The sequence below is a fragment of the Sediminicola luteus genome (assembly GCF_002514735.1).
In the GTDB taxonomy this organism is placed as follows: domain Bacteria; phylum Bacteroidota; class Bacteroidia; order Flavobacteriales; family Flavobacteriaceae; genus HQA918.
In genome coordinates this window covers 80,000-100,462 of the sequence record NZ_NBWU01000009.1, presented here as the reverse complement: position 1 = coordinate 100,462, position 20,463 = coordinate 80,000, and the positions used below count along the sequence as shown (strand labels likewise).

Sequence of the window (20,463 nt, the reverse complement as noted above, 5' to 3'; positions counted from 1 at the left end):
ATGTAGAGCAGGAAGCCTGTCCGATGAACTCCGGTCTAGCGGTATTACCGCGAGATCAAGAGGTAGGTTACCAACCAGGTACGGAAATAGAGGCCTGTATTGGCGACGACTTCCATATTTGGATGTACATGCAGTTGGAGGCCTTGGGCGACCCAAGTGCCGAGGACTACTCACAGTGGATGTTTACCTTCACCTTACCGAACGGACAAGAGGTAGTACAGGCCGACCCGGAGAATGTACAGAACAACCTTTACTGTAAGGAGAATATAGACAAGACCGATTTTGGTACCTATAAGATCAGTTGGAAAACCCCTGAGGGTTGTACCGGGGAGAGTTCGGTTACATTAACCCTTTCTGGCGATTGTGAATCGGATAAAAACACCAACGCAACAGGAGCTACCAGTCTTTATCCGAACCCGGCCAAGTCTAACAGTGTGGTGACCTTAAGCTTGAACACCCCATCGAAGGGTAGTCAAACTGGTAAAGGGCTGACAGCTGGTGGTGAGAAGCTATGGTTGAGTATCTATAGTATCGATGGCCGTATGGTAAGTCCGGCCCGATCTTACCAAGTGTACCAAGGCGAAAGCGAGGTACAGTTCAATACCCTAAACCTAGCCCCGGGCAAATATATTGTTAGGGTTATAGGCAACGGCTGGATCGATAGTAAGCATTTGATCGTCCGATAACGGACCATTAGGTTAACACCTAAATAAAATTAAGCCGCCCGGGAAGCAATTCCCGGGCGGCTTTTTTATTTATAATTGGAGGGGCGATTACTCTAAACTCCTGAAATGATACAAGGCCATGGCCGTGGCATGTACTACATTCATGCTGGAGTTTTGTCCGTACATATTAATATGGTAACACTGGGGCAGTATCTGTAAAATTTCCTTGGGAATGCCATCTACTTCATGGCCAATAACCAAAAGGATATCGGTGTCAATGTCCAAAGCACAATCTTGTAAAGGGAAACTAGTGTCGGTAAGTTCCAAGCCGATTATCTGGCCCCCATTTTTACGGAATGATTCTATTTCAAACTTATGGTCAGGGGAAACACGGGTTTTTAAGGCGGTTATACTTGAACGGGCCGCTTTGCGTAATCGTCGAGAATTAAGGTCTATATCGTGACCAAAAATGACTTCTTCGACTCCCATGGCATCACATAGGCGAAAGAGAGCACCCATATTGTCTTGAAACCCCATAAAGGGAGCAAAAACCCGGATGCTTCTTTTGGGGCGTAGCATCCGGGTTTGCGTATGGGTCAATTGTACCGACAAGGTGTATTACAACTTTTTGGTTTCTAAATAAAAATTACGATCAACCTCGAATTGTTCCATTGAAAATGGTTTGTCGAGTGTTTTCCAGGTGGCTGTGGGGTAGATCCATTCCTTTTTATTGTTGCTTATGATTTGAACTGGCATATCAAAACCAGAAACGATATCGGTATATCTATAGGCAACAGAGTTTCCGTCTTGTTTGTATTCCAGAGTTGGAATCATGGTGGTGCGCAGGTATTGCTCAAAAAACTCGGTTAGATCAATACCACTTTTATTACTGATATAATCCTCAATCTGTTTGGTAGTAACGGTCTGGTGATAAAAGTCTTTGTTCAGTCCACGTAAAATGGAGCGCCATTTTTCATCGTCTTCGATCAGGTGCCTTAGAGTATGAAGCATATTGGCTCCTTTATAATAAATATCGTCACCTCGATTGTTTACGTTGTATTGCCCAATGATAGGGCGTTTATTCCCTACAAGGGCCTTGGTGCCCAAAACATAATCACAGGCGGCATTATAGCCAAAGTGGTAGTCTAGAAAAAGGTTCTCGGAATAGGCCGTAAAACTCTCATGGATCCACATATCGGCCACATCTTTGTCGGTAATATTGTTGGCGAACCATTCATGACCCGATTCATGCACGATCAAAAAGTCGAAAAGTAGTCCCCGACCGGTTTGTGACAGGTCTCGGCCCATATACCCATTCTGGTATTTATTCCCATAGGTTACCGAGCTTTGGTGTTCCATACCTAGATATGGGGCTTCAACCAGTTTAAAGCCATCTTCATAAAAAGGGTAGGGGCCAAACCAATATTCAAAGGCCTTTATGGTCATAAGGGCCTGGTTGAATTGTTTTTTGGCTTTTTCAAGGTTTTCCTTTAAGACATAATAATCCAAGGTTAAATTACCTTTTTCACCAGCATAGTCCTCCGAAAAATGGGCATAATCGGCCACATTGATATTCACACCATAATTATTGATGGGGTTACTAACGAACCAATGGTAGGTTTTGGTGTTTTCGTGCTCCTCAACCTTTCGCAGCCTACCGTTGGAAACATCCATAAGGTTTTTGGGTACTTCAACACTAATGGCCATACTATCGACCTCATCGGCCGGGTGGTCTTTGTTGGGCCACCACACACTAGAACCTATGCCTTGGTTGGAATTGGCAAAAAAGTGGTCGCCCTTGCCATCTTTTTCCCATGTTAGGCCGCCATCCCACGGGGGGCGCTTCGCGATAATGGGTTTACCGGAATAATGCACTACGATTTCATTATAGTCACCAACCCTTTGTTTCTTTCTAAGTTTTACGAAGTGGGCATTGATATTGGAGTTGAATTTCAACTTTTTACCATCTTGGGTAATCTTCTCGATTTTCATCGGTGGTTGTAGGTCAACTTGTAACACTTGATAGGGCTGGGTGACCTTATAACGAATGGTGTTGGTACCCGCAATGGTTTGGGCATCGGGGTCAACCTTGATGTCGAGGTGGTAGTAGTTTAGATCCCACCAAGCGCGCTCTGGGGTAATGCTTCCACGAAGACTATCTTGTTGGGTAAAGGTTTGTTGGGCAAATAAGGATGCACAGGAAAGTAATAATAGGGCAGAGAAGAGTTTTCTCATGGATGTTGAATTTGAATTATATTGAATACCTCCCAAATACGGGAAAGCAGGCTAAAGATAACAGGAATATTTTCCCCGATTTTGGTTTTGGATTAACGGATTATATGGTTTGGGAACTTGACCAAGCTCTCATGACCATCTTTTCCAATGGCCGAAACCCCAAAGAAATAATTATCAATCACAATTCCGTCTAAGGTAAATTCAGTTACATTACCAACATTTCTTGAATAATCCCAAGTAGGGGAGGTCGTATCACGCCAATAAATTTTGTAGCCCACGGCGCCTTCTACGGCTTTCCAACTAAAACGCGCACTCGGTTCTACGATACCACCTATGCCTACCTCCTGAGGCGTTGGGGGTGCCCAAGCGATAGAGGCAAGGTTAATGGCGTTTACCGCAGTCAATTTTTTGGCGTATTCAAAGTTTACATGTTCCAATACATCGCCATAGGCAATGCCGTTTTCCATACGTATGTCTTGGTGTTGTTGTGTATAATTCTCATGCGATTCCATAATCCGTATCCCAGCAAACCCCGCATCGTTAAATGGTCTATGGTGGCCACCCCGGCCAAAGCGATCTAAACGATAGATTAGGGTGGGGTTCATTTCGGGCATATAGGTTTTAGTGGTTTTATGTACATATCGGGCCAATTGTCTGCTAATGCCATCGACCTCACCACCATAAAAGCGTCGGGCCTTGCGTTCCTTTTCGGTTTCCGTGGGCGGAACAGGTTCAGAGAATATCCTGAAATCGCGATTTGAGACCACACCATCTACCCCGGTGATATTACCGATCATATCATTATTCAAAATACCAATAATCTCCCAACCTTCTTCTTTGGCATGTGCCGCCAAACCTTTACCACCAAAAAGGCCTTGTTCCTCTCCAGACAAGCCAACATAAATAATGCTGTTGTCAAATTGGTATTTAGACAGAACCCGTGTAGCTTCCAAAGTACCGGCCATGCCACTGGCGTTATCATTGGCCCCTGGGGCGTCGTCTGTAAAATTATTGGGATCGGAAATACGGGAATCAATATCGCCACTCATAATTATATAGCGATTTGGGTATTTTGTACCTTTTTGAATGGCGACCACATTCACTACCATTACATCTTTTACAATACGGTTATTCGTGCCTTTTTCGACCAAATCTTTTTGATAGAAAACATCGAGGCATTGGTTACAGTCTTGGGAAATGGTTTCGAATTCAGATTTTATCCAACGCCTTGCGGCCCCGATACCACGGGTGTTGGAAATTGTATCACTTAAGGTGTGCCGGGTACCAAAACCGGCAAGAGTGGTAATATCTTTTTCAATACGCTCGGCCGAAACGGCATCTATAATATCGTAAATACGGCTATCGGTCTGCGACCAAGCCCATGTCGTAAGACAACATAGGGCCAAGCAAAGGATGTTTTTCATTTTGATTGGTTTTTTGCGCCTACAAAATAACCGATCTAAAACGGAATCACTCTTCCAGTAACTGTTTTAACAGTTCACGGACTTTTTCAGTGTTCTCCACAAAATATTTGGCATGGGTCTTTTTGGGTCCAACTTTTATGGTCGTGGCCATTTCGGGTAATTCTTCGAACATATATTCGTCGGTCCAATCATCGCCAATGGCCATAACAAAGTCGTACGAATCTTCCATGAACAGTTTAGAGGCAACCCGTCCTTTGTTTACACCACTGTTCTTGATCTCCAATACTTTGTTACCATTCAATACACTGAGGTTGTCGTTGGCGATCAAACTGGTCAATACCGTGGTAAGTTCGGTACAGCGTAGCTGTCCAAAATCGGGGTCGGTATTTCTATAGTGCCAGGCCAAGGAATAGTTTTTCTCTTCGATGAACGAACCTGGGGTGCGGTCTACAAAAGATTCCAGTACCGGACGTATTTTATCCATCCAGTCGTTTTTTACGTTTTCAAGTAATGTAAAGTCACTACCGGCACGAGATATCCAAACCCCATGTTCGGTTACCATATTATAGCCTTTGGGCATAAACCAATTGGTAAAGGTCTGTTTGTCGCGGCCACTAATTAAGTACAAATCGGTCTTGGGGTCGTTATGGAAATGTTCTAGAATTTCATACAAACCGGCGTCCGGACTCGCCTTTTTCGGGTTTTTATGAAAACCTACCAAAGTGCCGTCATAGTCCAAGAATACCAACCGTTTTTGGGCCGTATCGTAGGCTGTTTTGATTTTCTTAGCTACCGATGCCGTGATTTTTCGCGAACTAAAACTGACATTATTATTTTTTTGAGCCTGCAGCGATTCCATAAAATCAGTGGCCCATTTCCCTACGTTATAGCGCCGCAAACGCTCTTGAAGGGTTTTGTTACGGGCCTGTTGTTCGGCCATGGGCATGCTTATGGCATCGTGTATGGTATCGGCAATCTGTTCAAAATTATTCGGATTGATCAGCAAGGATTCCATCATCTCATTGGCCGAGCCTGCCATTTCGCTCAAGATCAACACTCCACTTTGATCGGTACGGGTGGCTATATATTCTTTGGCCACCAAGTTCATACCATCGCGAATGGGGGTAAGCCAGGCAATATCGCAACTGGTGTACAGATCGATGAGATTTTCGAAGGGCAATGAACGGTAGAAATACCAAATGGGGGTCCAGTTTACCGTGGCCAGTTCACCATTGATACGGCCCACCAATTCATCGATTTCCTTTTTAAGGAGTTGGTATTGGGGTACATTGGAGCGAGATGGCACGGCCAAAATAATCAAACGTACCTTTTGTTGGTATTCTGGGTATTTCTGCAGGAAATATTCAAAGGATTTTAAGCGTTTCGCTATGCCTTTAGAGTAATCGAGCCGGTCTATGGAGAGGAGGAACTTGGCATCCGGCGTACTTATCTTATGCTTGTCTAACCGTTGCTGAAGGTCAGAGCGGTTTTGGGGCATCAGGCTATTATGGGCGATAGCGGCTTGCTCAAATTTATCATAATCAATCCCCATAGGGAAAGAATCGACTTTAATGACCCTATTATCCAAATAAATATCATTGAAACTCACCTCCAGACCAAGTAATCTTCTTACGGAGCTTAAAAAATGGCGTTCGTAATCGTAGGTGTGGAATCCGAGTAGATCGGCTCCAAGTAACCCTTGTATCACTTCCTTGCGCCATGGCATCACCCTAAAAATCTCATAGGACGGAAAGGGGATATGCAAAAAGAAACCAATAGTGGCATCGGGCCATTGCTCTCGAACCATTTGCGGTACCAGCATCAATTGGTAATCGTGTACCCAAATGGTGTCTTCTTCAGCACAATTGGCGATTATGGCATCGGCAAATTTTTGGTTCACCCGCTTATAGGCTTCCCAAAATGAAAGCTCGAACTCAGCATACTCCAAAAAATAGTGGAATAGCGGCCATATGGTACGATTGCTAAAACCAAAATAAAACCCTTCGACATCGTCTTGGTTAAGCGCCACATTGGCACAACCATGGGCTGTTAATAGATCATCGATCTCTTTTTGATCAATATTTTGGGTGTCTTCTTCAGAGAGACCGTTCCAACCGATCCAAAGATCCTTGTCTTTGGTGTGTACCGACTTTACCCCCGTGGCCAATCCGCCTACACTTGGTGTGGCACTAAGGGTTTCATTATTGTTTTGTAACTGTAAAGGGAGTCGGTTTGAGATTATAACAGTTTTGCCCATAATTTGGTCGGAATTATTCGGTTGGTGTATTTTTATGTCTAAATTTCGCCAAAAAGAACTGTACCACAAACACTTTACCGTTAAGATTTCGCTATGGAAAACCTCGATTATGGAATTGTTGGGAATTGTAGGAGTGCCGCTTTGATTTCAAAAACCGGTTCGTTGGATTGGTGTTGCTTACCGGAATTTGATTCACCATCGGTTTTTGCCAAACTATTGGATGCCGATAAAGGAGGGCATTTTGGGATGGAACCCTTAGGTGAATATAGTGTTTCGCAAAAGTATAAGGAACAAACCGCAATTTTGATTACACGGTTCAATTGTACCGATGGGGTATTCGAGCTACACGATTTTATGCCGCGTTATTACAAACAAAAAGGCGGGTACCATAGACCACCCCAATTGATTCGGTATATAAAATTGATCTCGGGAAAGCCAAGGTTTAAGGTAGATTACGACCCTAAATTGGAATACGCTAAAGGGCTTACCCAAACCTATGTGAAAAAGGATTATGTGGTGAGTTTGACCGAAGGGGAATCCTTTGACTCCATTTTTCTATATACCTCTTTTGATAAGGAAAAGGTGGTGCATGGCGATGAGATCGTGTTGCGTAAAGACGGTTTCTTTCTTTTGACCTATCATGAATGTATTTTCCAACCCAGCTTGGAGTTCGCCCATTTGGAACTGGAACGTACCAATGTGTATTGGCTCGACTGGAGCCATAGAACCCCCAACTTTCGGGATTTTAATGCCCAGATCAATCGTTCGGCCATTACCCTAAAATTACTCAGTTATGGTAAAACCGGTGCGGTATTGGCCGCAGCAACGACTTCGTTACCCGAGACCATTGGTGAGGTACGCAACTGGGATTACCGTTTCTGTTGGATCCGCGATGCCTCTATGGTTATCAAGGTCATGTCGGAACTCGGTCATAAAAACGTGGCCAAGCGCTATCTTGACTTTATCATTGGATTGGTGCCCGATAAAGGTGAGCGATTTCAGATTATGTACGGCATCAATGGCGAAAAACAATTGACCGAAAAAACGTTGGACCACTTGGAGGGCTATAAAGGGTCTAAACCCGTACGTATCGGAAACGCAGCTTTTGAGCAGGTGCAGAACGATATTTATGGCATTCTTATGGATGTAATCCTCCAACAATTGGAACTCTTTAACCAAGACATAGAAAATGGCGAGGAGTTATGGGATATTACCAAGAATATGGCTTGGGAGGTAGAGCGAAACTGGCAAGATTCCGACAAGGGTATTTGGGAGTTTCGGGGAGGTGATCAGCATTTTACTTTTTCGAAATTACTGTGTTGGGTGGCCATCGATCGCGCCATAAAAGTGGCCCGTATATTAGGAAAAGGAAACAAGATAGAGTATTGGGTAAGCCTAAGGAACCGCATCCATCAAGATATACACCGGCAGGCTTGGAATGAAGAGGTACAGGCCTTTACCCAATCTTATGGTTCGCCCTATATGGATGCTTCAGTATTACTGATGGAGCCTTATGGTTTTATAGAAGCCAAGGATCCAAAATATGTAGCTACCGTAAAAGCGGTAGAACGTGAACTGGAGAACGATGGACTATTGTACCGCTATAAGAATGAAGATGATTTTGGACTCCCCTCCTCATCGTTTACCATTTGTACGTTTTGGTTCGTAAACAGCCTGTTCAAAATAGGTGAAGAGGCACGGGCCTTGGAAATCTTCGAACAACTATTGGGCTATAGTAACTACCTGGGGCTTTTCAGTGAAGATATCGACTTTAAGACTAAGCGCCTGTTGGGTAATTTTCCCCAGGCCTATTCCCATTTAGCCTTGATCGAATGTGCTATGAACTTTTCCAAAAAGGATAGGGAAGAACGCATCCGGGAAAATATGGGCTTGGAGGAGAATTAATTCACCTTACTTGAATATTTGGAATTCCAAATATTGATTTGTCTTGAAAAGTCCATCAAACTAGAGAGCGGCCTATTTCCTCTATACGATCCAATAGTTGTTCCAGTATAGTTTCCGTAGTAAATGGGTTCATCAGCGTAACCCGAAGGTATTGTTTGCCCCTAAGTTTGGTCTGAACGATATAAAAATCACCATCTTCCAAAAGTTGTTGTCGTATGTTTAAGTTGAGGGCATTTTCCTGTTCCAGTTTTCCGGAAGCAAGTTTTAAACGAAAGCAAACGATATTCGACATGGGTGAAACCGCCAATTCGAAACTAGCCCTTTGTTGAACAGTTTTGGCGAATTGTATGCCTTTGTCGTATAGTGTGGTTACGAAATCATCGAACAGTGTTTCGCCTTCGGTTTGCCAAAGCATATACCAATGTAAACTCATCATAAGTTTGGTACACTCAAAAGTACGTTTGGCCTTGTTGTACCAATCTTCTTCTTGCGATTGTAGCAGAAGATAATCGGCTTTTTGACTAAAGGTAGTGTAGGAGGTATTTCCATTTTTATATAACAAAGCCGTCGTAATGGCGGGCATCAGCATCATTTTGTGTCCGTCTATCACCACCGAATCGGCCTGGTCGATGCCTTTAAGGGTGTTTTTATATTTTGGCGAGAAAATGGCTGCGCCTCCATGGGCACCATCGACATGGAACCAGAGTTTATGTTTTTGGGCAAAAGAAGCGATGGTTTCCAAATCGTCGTACATACCCGTGGAAGTAGAGGGGGCGCTACCCACAATGGCAAAAACATAAATGCCTTGGGCTTTGGCTTTTTGCATGTAGGTATCGAGTAAACTGGTATCCATGACAAAATCTACGGTACTCGGAATTTTTATAATCCCCTCGGAGCCCAATCCCATGATTCGGGCGGCCCGATCTACACAATAATGGGCTTCTTCACTCACCATAATGCCCAGTTTTTGCGAATACCCAGCCTCCCAAACGTTTTCGGGTGCTTTTTCCCTCCTGGCGGTCAACAAGGCGGTAAGATTGGCCAAGGTACCTCCGGAGGTTAAAAAGCCTCTAGCATCAGGCGAGTATCCAAGTTTTTCACAGAGTTTATCGGTAATCACTCTTTCTAAGGCCGAAGGAGCCTTGCCCATTTCATAGACGGCCATACCATTGTTCAATAGGGCCGAAAGCATAGCACTAAGGGACGTAATTGGGGCCGGGGCACTCACCTGATGTCCTATATATTTCGGATGATGGGTATGGATGCAGCGCTGCAATACCGTGTTGAAAATTTCAGTAGGTTCCTTGGAATCAAAGGCATGCCAAAAGGCCAATTCATCTTCGGGAAGCTGCCAATCCATTACTTTTTGTCCTTCGGAAGGAGCTAAACAAGCACTTAGATGATCGGCCAAGGAATCGACCAATTCATGACCTAATTTGCGAAAAGCTTCTGGATCGTATACGTTTTCTAAAACTGATGTTGCCATACCCAAATATACGGCTAAACGCACCTATTAATAAGACTGAAAATTCACATTGTTAAACAACAGTATTTTAGCCATGGAAGTTCCGGGGTCAATCTATTTCTTAGTATATATCTTATCCAAATCGTTTTGCCTAACTGCTTTGAGCTTGGCTTTCAATTCGTTTTGAAAGAAGGCCACGGTTTCTGAATAATTAGGGTCCAGGGCCAGATTATGGAATTGTTTCGGATCGTTTTGCATGTCGTACAATTCCACGCCCATTCGAGCGTCTTCCCCGTAATGGATATAAGCCCATTCCTTGCTGCGCAACAATAGAGCCTTACCACCCTGACTTACCGAAAAGGCCTTATCCCGAACTTTGTATTCCGGATTGTTAAAGGTGGGCGACAGATCTTTACCTTGTAAATGGTCCGGTGCCTGTATCCCCGCCAATTGGGTCAGGGTAGGGTATAGGTCCAATAGCTCGGCAAACGATTCACAAACCGCAGGCTTTTTTCCGGGTACTTTGATAATCAAAGGTACTTGTACGGATTCTTCCATAAGGCTGACTTTCATCCAAAACTTATGCTCGCCCAAAAGAAAACCATGGTCCGAGGTAAACACCACAATGGTATCGTCCTCTAGGCCTTCCTCCTTTAGGGTCTGTAGCACTTTGCCCACCTGGGCATCCATATAGGCAACTGAGGCATAGTAGGCCGCTATGGCTTTTTGTTCTTGTTCCGCCGACATTTGGGCTTTGACCGAAGTTACATAGTTGATGCCTTTTTCAGGAATATCGTTCCAGTCGTTGGGCACGCTATCGGGCCTAATGATAGTTTGGTGGGGATAGGGTTTAAAATATTTTTTTGGTGCCACAAAGGGTACATGGGGCCTCACAAAACCTACGGCGATAAAAAAAGGTTCGTTTTTGTGTTTTCGGATAAGTTCCGAAGCTTTTTGGGCCGTTCTTCCGTCGGAATGGGCGAGATCATCACCCGCAGCCTTTACGATGGTCATTACATTTCCGCCTTTGACAGGCAAGGTACCATCTGGATTATTCTGCACTAATTCGCCTTCCCCCTTGGCTTTCCACTCGGGGCCTTGGCTGTTAAAACGCTCTACCCAGCAGCGGGCATCGTCTTTACCATTGGAGCCGGTTTCTATATCAATGGGCACCCCCATATGGAACAACTTGCTTACGCGCGCGGTATAATAACCACTATCCTTGAAGAGTTCGGGCAACATTTTACGGTCACCGATATTTTCCCTGCCACTGGTATATCCAAAAGTAGTGGTGGCATGCGGATAATAACCCGACATAAAGGAGGCACGCGACGGTCCGCAAACCGGGTATTGGCAATAGGCTTTGGTATATAGAGTACCTTCGGTAGCCAAGCGATCGATATTCGGGGTTTGTGATGGGGTATTGCCATAAGCCGAAACCGCAGTTGTGGTCAAATCATCTGAAATGATGAAAAGCACATTGGGCCGTTTTTTTTGTTGTGCCAAACCCAAGTAACAAATTAATAGAAGAGCTGTGGTAATCGGTAATCGTATGGCCGCCATGGTAGAGTGGATTAAGTTTTAAAAATCCGGTTTTTTTTCGAAAACCATTTCTTTTTTATCCAAAGGGTGCGTAAAGGCAATATAAGCGGCATGTAAATGTAGGCGATCGGCCTTGGTACCATACAGATCATCACCGACTATTGGGCAACCCAATCCCGATTGATGGGCGGTATGTACCCGCAGCTGATGGGTGCGTCCGGTTATGGGGATAAACCGTATACGGGTCTGCCCATTGGTAACGGCCATGGTCTCCCAAAGGGTTTTGGCCGGTTTTCCGTGGTCATAACAAATCAACTGCCGGGGTCGGTCATCTAGATCTACCCGAAGCGGGAGTTCGATAACCCCATTGGGTTCGGAAACTTCACCATCCAAAAGGGCTATATATTGCTTTTTAATGGTACGGTCCAAGAATTGTTTTTGTAACCGTTTATGTGCCTTTTCGGTTTTTGCGATCAGCATTAAGCCCGATGTCGACATATCCAGTCGATGTACCACCATAGGCCCGGAAGCTTCTGAATATTTGGCTTTCATCCTACTTTGAACCGAATCGGTAATATGTTTGCCAGGTACCGACAGAAATTCGGCCGGTTTATTAATCACCAGCATGGCTTCGTCTTCGAATAAGATTTCCAAATCCTTGCCCAAGGCCGGGTTTTGTAATAAGGGGTCGGGGTCTACCTGAAGCCCTTGTAGCATATGGCCTAAAATGGGCTCGCATTTACTTTTACAACTCGGATAGAACCTACTATGCTGTCTAATCTCGGTATTCGGGGGCGCTCCCCACCAAAATTCGGCCAATGCCAAGGGTTGTAAACCATGGGTGTAGGCGTACTGCAATAGTTTTGGAGCGGCACATTCGCCACTTCCGGCTGGGGGTACCCCTTCAAAGACATCCAAAACATTTTTGGTGTTTCCGTTTGCGTCTAAAAAATGATATTGGTCGAATAATCTTTGTTGAAGGGCGTTCGAACGAGTTTTTCTTTCCTTTCTAAGGCGCTCCAATCGTTGCTCAAATTGGTCTTTTTGGATTTGTAAGGGCCTAATCCGGTCATACCAATAGGCCTGGAACTCTTTGTATACGAACTGATCTTTCAGGCTTTGATCGTGATGGGCCTGTTGTAAAGCTTCCCTTTGGTCAACATTCCCATCAAAGGAATTCCGATGGGCCCTTCGTTCACGCTTTCTGGTTTTTAGGCGTTCTAGTTCTGCCGATAATTGGCTGTCTCGTAATTGGGTTTCCGCTTGCCATTGGTTTAGGGTTTTGATATAATCGCTGTCCTTTCCCGCCTCCTCGATCTGGGCATTGATTTGGTTCAATACGAATTCTTCCTGTTTAAAGAAACCCTCGGGGTCCAACATATCGAAAATTGGGGGGACAAATCCGGGCCAGTGGTTTTGTTCGGCAAGTTTACCCGAAAATGCCCAGAGATACCCCAACTTTCCTTGTGTATCTTTGATTACCAATACCCCGAACATTTTTCCGATGACCATACCTTTGGCCATGGGGTCGAGTCCAAAATTATGGTCAAAATCGGACTGGGTCGCTAGATGGTCCTGTAGGGCTTTCGCGGCCATCAGACTTAACGGATGGGGGTCATAGTAAAAAGGAAAAGTAAAACGTTCCGGTAAGGGAATATTCGAAATAGCTTTTTGAAATCGATGTACTAAAGGAGGTGCTGTAGCCATTGCCGCAAAAATAGGGTTTTGCCAGCGAATGCTTATTGTAGTTCACCGACCAAGGCCAATCGTTTTCCATTTGGACTAACGGCCAATCTACTGATGTTTTTAATGCCGAACGCACCTACATTGGCCAAGGGTTTCCATTGGCCGTGCTGGGAATAATACAATTGGTCACCCATACCCATTAGTAAAATGCCGTTGGGGTGAATACAAAAATCTTCTTGCTCCGCTAGGGTTTTGGTAACCGTTTCGATTGTTCCTCTTTTTGGGTCCCAACTGTTAATGGTCCAATCTGAATTGGATTTCGAAATGTATAGCATCTTACCCGATTTAGGATGTTTATGTAGCGAACGTCCAATATTCGAGTCCAAGGTTTTATGGCTGCCATCAGTAGTATTAACCTTCACCAAGGTACTTGGTTCACCTAAAACGAATGCTAATAATTCATCGTGATTAATCCAGGCATGGTATCCAATAACCAAAGTGTTATGAAGGGGCTCTGCTTTTTTGTCTTTTCCAAGTTTGTACAATAACTGTTTGCCATCGGGATCTAGACGGATAAATGAAAAAGAACTTTCATCTGGGGTAGGGGTAGGGGAATATTCCCCACCAGGGGTATCCGTTAGCCGAATACTATATCCAGATGTGAGTTCATAAAAAAGAATATCGGGCTGGCCATGTACCGAATAGGCAAATACCAAGGTGGAATCGGTAACAAAGCTGGGTTGGTTGTCGTAACCCGGATTGTTACTAATGTTCTTGGGGTTTGTAATGCTTTTGGCGGCCATGTCCAAATCAAAAACAAAGACTTCCGTCTCCGGTTGGGCCAAAAGAAAAAGAGGGGCAGCCAAAATGGCCATGAGCATACGGAATTTCATCTACGGATTTTTGCTAAAAATAAGGAATAACAATTCAATAGTCCGATTTCGGAAGTCAAATTGAATATTGTGTTCTTTTGTAGGTGTTTCACTGCGGATTTCGTAATTTTAAAGTTTAATCAAATCATTCGATATATGAAATGGAAATTGCTTTGCATGGGCTTGGTTTTAGCCGGTGTAATGGGAGCTTGTAAACAAGAAAAAGCTCCGGAAGTGGTAGAAACCCCGGAAAAAGTAGCCTACGAAACTTTTGTGGAACAATTTGCCGATGTTAAGGTGTTACGCTATCAAATCCCAGGTTTTGAAGACCTCACCCTTAAGGAGAAAAAACTGGTATATTACCTTACCCAGGCCGGATTGTCGGGCCGGGATATGATGTGGGATCAAAACTACCGTCATAACCTCAGTATTCGAGCTGCCTTGGAAAAAGTGTATGCCAATTATAAAGGTGATAAAAATTCTGAAGATTGGAAGGCCTTTGAGACCTACCTAAAACGGGTGTGGTTCAGTAACGGTATACATCACCATTATTCGAATGATAAACTCCCAGCAGGTTTTAGTCCCGACTATCTTAAAGGAATGCTAAGCGAGACCGGTGCTCAGCTGGAGGGTGAGGCTTTTGAGGTGATTTTCAATGATGCCGATGCCAAAAAAGTAAATAAGAAAAAAGGGGTTGACAATGTAGCGGCCTCTGCAGTGAATTTTTATGGCCCTGATATTACCAATGCCGGTGTAGAAGCCTTTTACGCCAAGGCGGACAAAGGGCCTGAGGGTCGACCCATTGAAACCGGTCTGAACAGTACTTTGGTACGAGAGAACGGTGTGCTGGTAGAAAAGGTCTGGAAATCGGGAGGGCTATATGGCGCCGCTATAGATGAAATGGTAAAATGGTTGGAATTGGCCCAAGGAGTGGCCGAAAACGACCAGCAGGCCAAAACCTTGGGTCTATTGATCGACTATTACAAAACAGGTAATCTGCATACCTGGGACGAATATGCCATTGCATGGGTAAACAGTACCCAAGGCAATATCGATTGGATCAGTGGCTTTGTTGAAGTCTATAATGACCCCAAAGGTATTAAAGGTTCTTATGAGACCATTGTACAATTGAAGGACTTTGAGATGTCGAAACAAATGGAGGTATTGTCGGCCAATGCACAGTGGTTCGAAGATAATGCGCCCTTGATGGACGAACACAAAAAGAAAGATGTAGTTGGTATATCGTACAAGACCATAAACGTGGCCGGTGAAGCGGGCGATGCTTCGCCCAGTACGCCTATCGGTGTAAACTTGCCCAACAACAATTGGATCCGTCAAGAACATGGTAGCAAATCGGTTTCTTTAGGGAATATTATCAATTCCTATAATAATGCTGGAGGCTCCGGGCGATTAAAGGAATTTGCCCATGACGAAGAAGAGATTGCTTTGGAAGAGGAGTTCGGACAAAAAGCCGATAAGCTACATACTGCATTACATGAAGTTATTGGTCATGCCTCGGGGCAAATCAACCCAGGTATCGGTCAACCCAAGGAGACCTTACAGAATTACGCCTCTACTATGGAAGAAGGTCGTGCCGATTTGGTAGGTCTGTACTATCTAATGGATCCCAAACTACAAGAATTGGGTCTGGTTACCGATTGGGAGAAAACCGGGAAGGCCGCCTATGATGGATATATCAGAAACGGACTCATGACCCAATTGATCCGTATAGAGTTGGGTGATGATATAGAAGAAGACCATATGGTAAACCGTCAATGGGTTTCGGCTTGGGCCTTTGAAAAGGGACAGCCCGATAATGTAATCGAAAAGGTTAGCCGCGATGGAAAAACCTATTTTAAGGTAAACGACTACCAAAAATTACGCGAATTGTTCGGGCAACTGTTACGCGAGACCCAACGCATTAAATCGGAAGGCGATTTTAAGGCCGCCCAAGATTTGGTGGAAGGCTATGGTGTAAAAGTTGACCAGGCCCTACACGCGGAGGTATTGAAAAGAAACGAACAGTTTACCTCGGCCCCATATAGTGGCTTTGTGAATCCGGTAATGGTGCCACAAACCGATGCCGATGGTACTATAACCGATATCGTTATTGAACAGCCTGAAACCTTCAGTGCGCAAATGTTGGACTATGCCCAACGTTTTGGTTTCTTAAAATAAGGAATCATTTTATTAGTATTTTCAAAAGCCTCCATTTTGGGGGCTTTTTTGTGTCTTATAAACTATAAAGAGGTTGGTGTTGAATGTTATATTCCTAAAAAAAACAATGTAAAATGAACCAATTCGTGATTTTTAACGTATTTGGAGTGTACGAACCATTTTTTACAAACTTTAAATAATTACGATGAAGATTAAAAACGTATTTCAGATTTTGGCCATGGCCACTTTGGTAATCGGTGTTTCTTGTAAAGATGCCAATAAAGCTAAAGAAAACGGAGTGGAAGCCATGGAGGAAGCCGCAGAGCAAATCGAGGAAACTGCGGATGCCGTTGCCAAGGAAGTATCTGAAGCCGGTGAGGCGGCTGCCGATAAAATAGAGGAAGCTGCTGATAACGTAAAAGAAGAAGCCGAAAAATTAGTCGATGGACTTCCTACTTTCGAAAGTGAAGAAGTTACGGCTTATGTAAAGAGTTATGAGTCTTATATGGCCGACTATAAAAAAGTGTTGGAAGATAAGAACATGACCGCTATGGCTTCTTTGACCAAAAAGGGTAACGAACTTTCTAAAAAAGCCAGTGAACTTACCAAAAACCTAAATGCCGAAGATGCCGCTAAGTTGACGGACTATTTGGCTAAAAAGGCAGGTGAGCTTCAAGAGATGATGAAGTAAGTGAAAGCACGCTTCTATAAAGAAAAAGCCACTTCTCACGAAGTGGCTTTTTTTGTGTGCATAACAGTTCGATAAATTTCTATGCATCAAATGTATATCGGTTATCCGCTGCAATCTTGTCGGCAATTTGTTCTCGTAAAGCGACAACATTCGGATGGTTGGTATACTTGGTAAAACGCTTAAGGCCCATAAGCATCATGCGTTGCTCATCGCCCTCGGCAAAGGAAACAATGGCCTCCTTGGCCTTGCTGATCACGATATCCACGGCCTGATACAGGTACAATTGTGCCATGGCTATCTGTGTCTTTTGGGCGTCTTCCCCAAAGCGTTTTACATTCTTTTCTGTACGCAATATGGCCGATTCCGCCATATAGGTCTCTATCAATATATCGGAAGCGCATAGCAACAATTGCTGATGTTCTTCCAAGGCAGGACCAAACTTTTGAACGGCCGATCCGGCTACCATTAAGAACACCTTCTTTAATCGGTGTACCATATCTTTTTCTTCAGACATGCAGGCCGAGAAATCAGGAACTTCAAAAGAAGGAATACCCATTAGCTCTTCCCCTACGGCGGTAGCAGGTCCCAATAGGTCAACATGACCTTTCATGGCTTTTTTGACCAACATACCCACGGTAAGCATACGGTTGATTTCATTGGTACCTTCATAGATCCTGGAGATTCGGGCATCGCGCCAAGCCGATTCCATAGGTGTATCGGCCGAAAAGCCCATACCACCAAAAACCTGGACCCCTTCATCGGCGGTTTGTTGTATATCTTCAGAAACAGCGACTTTAAGAATGGAACATTCAATAGCGAATTCTTCCACACCCTTTAATTCGGCTTCCTGGTGACTGTTACCGGCGGCTTCCCTGATGGCTATTCTGTTTTCAATATCTTTTGCCGCCCTATACGTGGCCGATTCACCAACATAGGCATTGATGGCCATTTGGGCGATTTTGGCCTTAATGGCCCCAAAGTTCATGATCGGGGTTTTGAACTGTATACGTTCGTTGGCGTAGTTTACGGCCTCACCCAATACACGGCGTTGGGCATCTAAACAACCCGCGGCTAATTTAATACGGCCCACGTTTAGGGCATTCATAGCAATTTTAAACCCATTTCCACGCTCCGATAGCATATTTTCTACCGGCACCTTGGTTTCATTAAAGAACACCTGACGGGTAGAGGAGGAGTGGATACCCAATTTCTTTTCCTCATCGCCTAAACTTATTCCGTTAGAAGGATCATTTTCTATGATAAACCCGGTAATGTTTTTGTCGTCTTCGATTCGAGCGAAAACGATGAACAGGTTACAGAAACCGGCATTGGAAATCCACATTTTCTGACCTGAGATCAAATAATGACTTCCATCTTCTGACAATACCGCCTTGGTCTTACCTGAATTGGCATCGGAACCTGCACCGGGCTCGGTTAAACAATAAGCACCGAACCATTCGCCCGAAGCCAGTTTAGGTACATATTTTTGTTTTTGTTCTTCCGTTCCATATAAGGTAATGGGCATAGTACCGATTCCGGTATGGGCACCAAAGGCCGTACTGAACGATCCCGTTGCACCCGAAATATAATCACATACCATTACGGTAGATACAAAGCCCATACCCAGGCCTTCATATTTTTCCGGTACGGCCACGGCTAAAAGGCCCATTTCACCGGCCTTTTTCATACAGGCCTCGGTAAAAGCATAATCTTTGGCTTCAAAGCGCTCCCAGTTGGCCCATAGTTCACGATCCGCGAATTCCTTTACGCTATCGCGCATCATTTTTTGTTCTTCGTTAAGATCTTCTGGGGTGAAAATCGCATCGCATGGCACATCCTTAACCAAGAATTGCCCGCCTCTTATGATATCTTTTTCCATAATATAAGATGATAGAGAATAGAAAATAGAGGAAAGACTAGGAGTCAAGACCATTCTGGAATCCCATGGTCATTTTTTGCCATTCTTCAATTTTCCCTTCTAAGCTGATTAAATTGTTTTGGGTTATATACTTTCTATGATAAGCAATCGACAATTGGGTGATAAGTTCAAAAGAAGAACCCAAAGCCATATTGATAAAATGCTTGAAAGATTTATCCGTTCGTGCCGATCCATCCGCAATATTACTTGGCATGGTAATGGAACAGCGACTTATTTGGGAACTTAAATCATATCTTTCATGCTTAGGGAATTCCACCAAAACATCAGAAACCTGCTGGGCAATTTCCAAACCTTGCTGCCAAATTATAAGTTTCTTGTAGTTATGACGTTTCACCTGTTCTTGTCTTTGCTCTATTTTCTATATTCTATTTTCTCTGCGCTATTTTAAAAATTCAAAAATCCCAGCGGCGCCTTGTCCGGTACCTACGCACATGGTTACCATACCGTATTTTCCGTTCATGTCGCGTTTGCGCATCTCATCGAACAACTGTACCGATAGTTTGGCCCCAGTACAACCCAGTGGGTGGCCCAAGGCTATGGCACCACCGTTGACATTGATAATGTCCGGGTTCAGGTCCAACTCGCGGATTACCGCCAAAGATTGCGAGGCAAAGGCTTCGTTCAGTTCGATCAAATCGATATCGTTTTGCTGTAGGCCAGCCTGCTTTAAGGCTTTCGGAATGGCTTTAACCGGACCAATACCCATAATGCGTGGTTCTACACCGGCAGCGGCATAGTTAACCAAACGGGCAATGGGCTCTAGGTTCAATTCTTTGACCATGTCTTCGCTCATGATCAATACAAAAGCAGCACCGTCGCTCATTTGGGAAGAATTACCCGCAGTTACACTACCACCTTCTGCAAATACGGGTCGTAACTTCCCTAAACGTTCTACCGAGGTATCGGCACGTGGCCCCTCGTCTTTAGCTACTGAATAATTTTTTGTCTCCTTTTTACCGGCGGCATTGATAAAGGTATGTTCCACATCAATGGGCACGATTTGGTCGTCGAAACGATTTTCGGCCTGGGCCTTTAATGCTTTTTGGTGTGAGTTATAGGCAAATTCATCTTGGTCCTCACGCGAAACCTTGAATTGATTGGCCACCGCTTCTGCAGTTAACCCCATGCCCCAATAGTAATCTTCGTTACCGGCTTTGGCCGCTTTATAATCGGGAACGGGTTTGTAACCACCCATGGGTATATAACTCATACTTTCGGCCCCACCCGCGATTATACAATCGGCCATACCTGCTTGTATCTTTGCCGTGGCGATACCGATAGTTTCCAATCCGGAGGCACAATACCGGTTTACGGTTACCCCGGGAACGTCTTCCACCTTTAATCCCATAAGCGAGATCAAACGAGCCATATTAAGACCTTGTTCGGCCTCTGGCATGGCATTACCCACGATAACGTCGTCTATCCTGGTTTTATCCAGTTGGGGCACTTGGGCGATCAAGTGCTCAATGGTCTCGGCCGCCAACTCGTCTGGGCGCTTAAATCGGAACAATCCCCTTGGTGCCTTACCAACGGCTGTTCGGTATCCTTTAACTATATATGCTGTTTTCATAAGCCTCTCCCCAACCCTCTCCAAAGGAGAGGGAGTTTAGGGGTTGTTTTTGATT

At 44.4% G+C, this 20,463-nt stretch carries 15 protein-coding genes; 4 read left to right on the top strand and 11 right to left on the bottom strand.

Going from position 1 to position 20,463, the window contains the following annotated elements; genetic code table 11:
* On the top strand, positions 1 to 686 hold a 686-nt coding region (locus tag B7P33_RS19160; protein ID WP_216359405.1), incomplete at its 5' end, for a T9SS type A sorting domain-containing protein.
* Positions 687 to 773: 87 nt separating this feature from the next.
* Here the strand turns inward: B7P33_RS19160 and B7P33_RS19155 are convergent.
* The 4 genes from B7P33_RS19155 to B7P33_RS19140 all read right to left on the bottom strand — a co-directional run bounded on the left by B7P33_RS19155 (position 774) and on the right by B7P33_RS19140 (position 6,581).
* On the bottom strand, positions 774 to 1,244 hold the full coding sequence (locus tag B7P33_RS19155; protein WP_216359404.1) for a TrmH family RNA methyltransferase: 471 nt from the start codon (positions 1,242 to 1,244) through the stop codon (positions 774 to 776).
* A gap of 39 nt (positions 1,245 to 1,283) precedes the next feature.
* Complete coding sequence (locus tag B7P33_RS19150) at positions 1,284 to 2,900, bottom strand: M1 family metallopeptidase (protein ID WP_097443851.1); 1,617 nt, start codon at positions 2,898 to 2,900, stop codon at positions 1,284 to 1,286.
* Positions 2,901 to 2,992: 92 nt separating this feature from the next.
* Entirely contained in the window at positions 2,993 to 4,324 is a 1,332-nt protein-coding gene (locus tag B7P33_RS19145; protein WP_097443850.1) for a M28 family metallopeptidase, read from the bottom strand.
* A 46-nt stretch (positions 4,325 to 4,370) separates the two neighbouring features.
* Positions 4,371 to 6,581 (bottom strand): bifunctional alpha,alpha-trehalose-phosphate synthase (UDP-forming)/trehalose-phosphatase, encoded by a 2,211-nt coding sequence (locus B7P33_RS19140; protein ID WP_097443859.1) that lies wholly within the window; start codon positions 6,579 to 6,581, stop codon positions 4,371 to 4,373.
* Positions 6,582 to 6,674: 93 nt separating this feature from the next.
* Here B7P33_RS19140 and B7P33_RS19135 point away from each other — a divergent pair, with 93 nt between their 5' ends.
* A complete protein-coding gene (locus B7P33_RS19135) occupies positions 6,675 to 8,486 on the top strand; it encodes a glycoside hydrolase family 15 protein (RefSeq protein ID WP_097443849.1) in 1,812 nt (603 codons plus the stop codon).
* A 55-nt stretch (positions 8,487 to 8,541) separates the two neighbouring features.
* On the opposite strand, the gene B7P33_RS19130 is transcribed toward B7P33_RS19135, so the two are convergent.
* The 4 genes from B7P33_RS19130 to B7P33_RS19115 all read right to left on the bottom strand — a co-directional run bounded on the left by B7P33_RS19130 (position 8,542) and on the right by B7P33_RS19115 (position 14,072).
* Positions 8,542 to 9,972, bottom strand: a complete 1,431-nt coding sequence (locus tag B7P33_RS19130) for a pyridoxal phosphate-dependent decarboxylase family protein (RefSeq protein WP_097443858.1) — start codon at positions 9,970 to 9,972, stop codon at positions 8,542 to 8,544.
* 93 nt (positions 9,973 to 10,065) lie between these two features.
* Positions 10,066 to 11,514 carry a sulfatase gene (locus tag B7P33_RS19125; protein WP_097443848.1) on the bottom strand — a complete coding sequence of 483 codons (1,449 nt, stop codon included), beginning with the start codon at positions 11,512 to 11,514 and terminating at the stop codon, positions 10,066 to 10,068.
* Between the two features lie 18 nt (positions 11,515 to 11,532).
* Positions 11,533 to 13,200, bottom strand: a complete 1,668-nt coding sequence (locus B7P33_RS19120; protein WP_097443847.1) for an RluA family pseudouridine synthase — start codon at positions 13,198 to 13,200, stop codon at positions 11,533 to 11,535.
* 32 nt (positions 13,201 to 13,232) lie between these two features.
* Entirely contained in the window at positions 13,233 to 14,072 is an 840-nt protein-coding gene (locus B7P33_RS19115; protein ID WP_097443846.1) for a TolB family protein, read from the bottom strand.
* A 135-nt stretch (positions 14,073 to 14,207) separates the two neighbouring features.
* Here B7P33_RS19115 and B7P33_RS19110 point away from each other — a divergent pair, with 135 nt between their 5' ends.
* Positions 14,208 to 16,229, top strand: coding sequence for a dipeptidyl-peptidase 3 family protein (locus B7P33_RS19110; RefSeq protein ID WP_097443845.1), 2,022 nt, complete (start codon positions 14,208 to 14,210; stop codon positions 16,227 to 16,229).
* Positions 16,230 to 16,413: 184 nt separating this feature from the next.
* Entirely contained in the window at positions 16,414 to 16,899 is a 486-nt protein-coding gene (locus B7P33_RS19105; RefSeq protein ID WP_097443844.1) for a hypothetical protein, read from the top strand.
* Between the two features lie 79 nt (positions 16,900 to 16,978).
* On the opposite strand, the gene B7P33_RS19100 is transcribed toward B7P33_RS19105, so the two are convergent.
* The 3 genes from B7P33_RS19100 to B7P33_RS19090 are packed head-to-tail and all read right to left on the bottom strand — an operon-like array spanning position 16,979 to position 20,408.
* On the bottom strand, positions 16,979 to 18,778 hold the full coding sequence (locus B7P33_RS19100) for an acyl-CoA dehydrogenase family protein (protein ID WP_172436008.1): 1,800 nt from the start codon (positions 18,776 to 18,778) through the stop codon (positions 16,979 to 16,981).
* 37 nt (positions 18,779 to 18,815) lie between these two features.
* Positions 18,816 to 19,172 carry a four helix bundle protein gene (locus B7P33_RS19095; protein WP_097443842.1) on the bottom strand — a complete coding sequence of 119 codons (357 nt, stop codon included), beginning with the start codon at positions 19,170 to 19,172 and terminating at the stop codon, positions 18,816 to 18,818.
* A 45-nt stretch (positions 19,173 to 19,217) separates the two neighbouring features.
* Complete coding sequence (locus B7P33_RS19090) at positions 19,218 to 20,408, bottom strand: acetyl-CoA C-acyltransferase (protein WP_097443841.1); 1,191 nt, start codon at positions 20,406 to 20,408, stop codon at positions 19,218 to 19,220.
* Positions 20,409 to 20,463 lie beyond the last annotated feature (55 nt).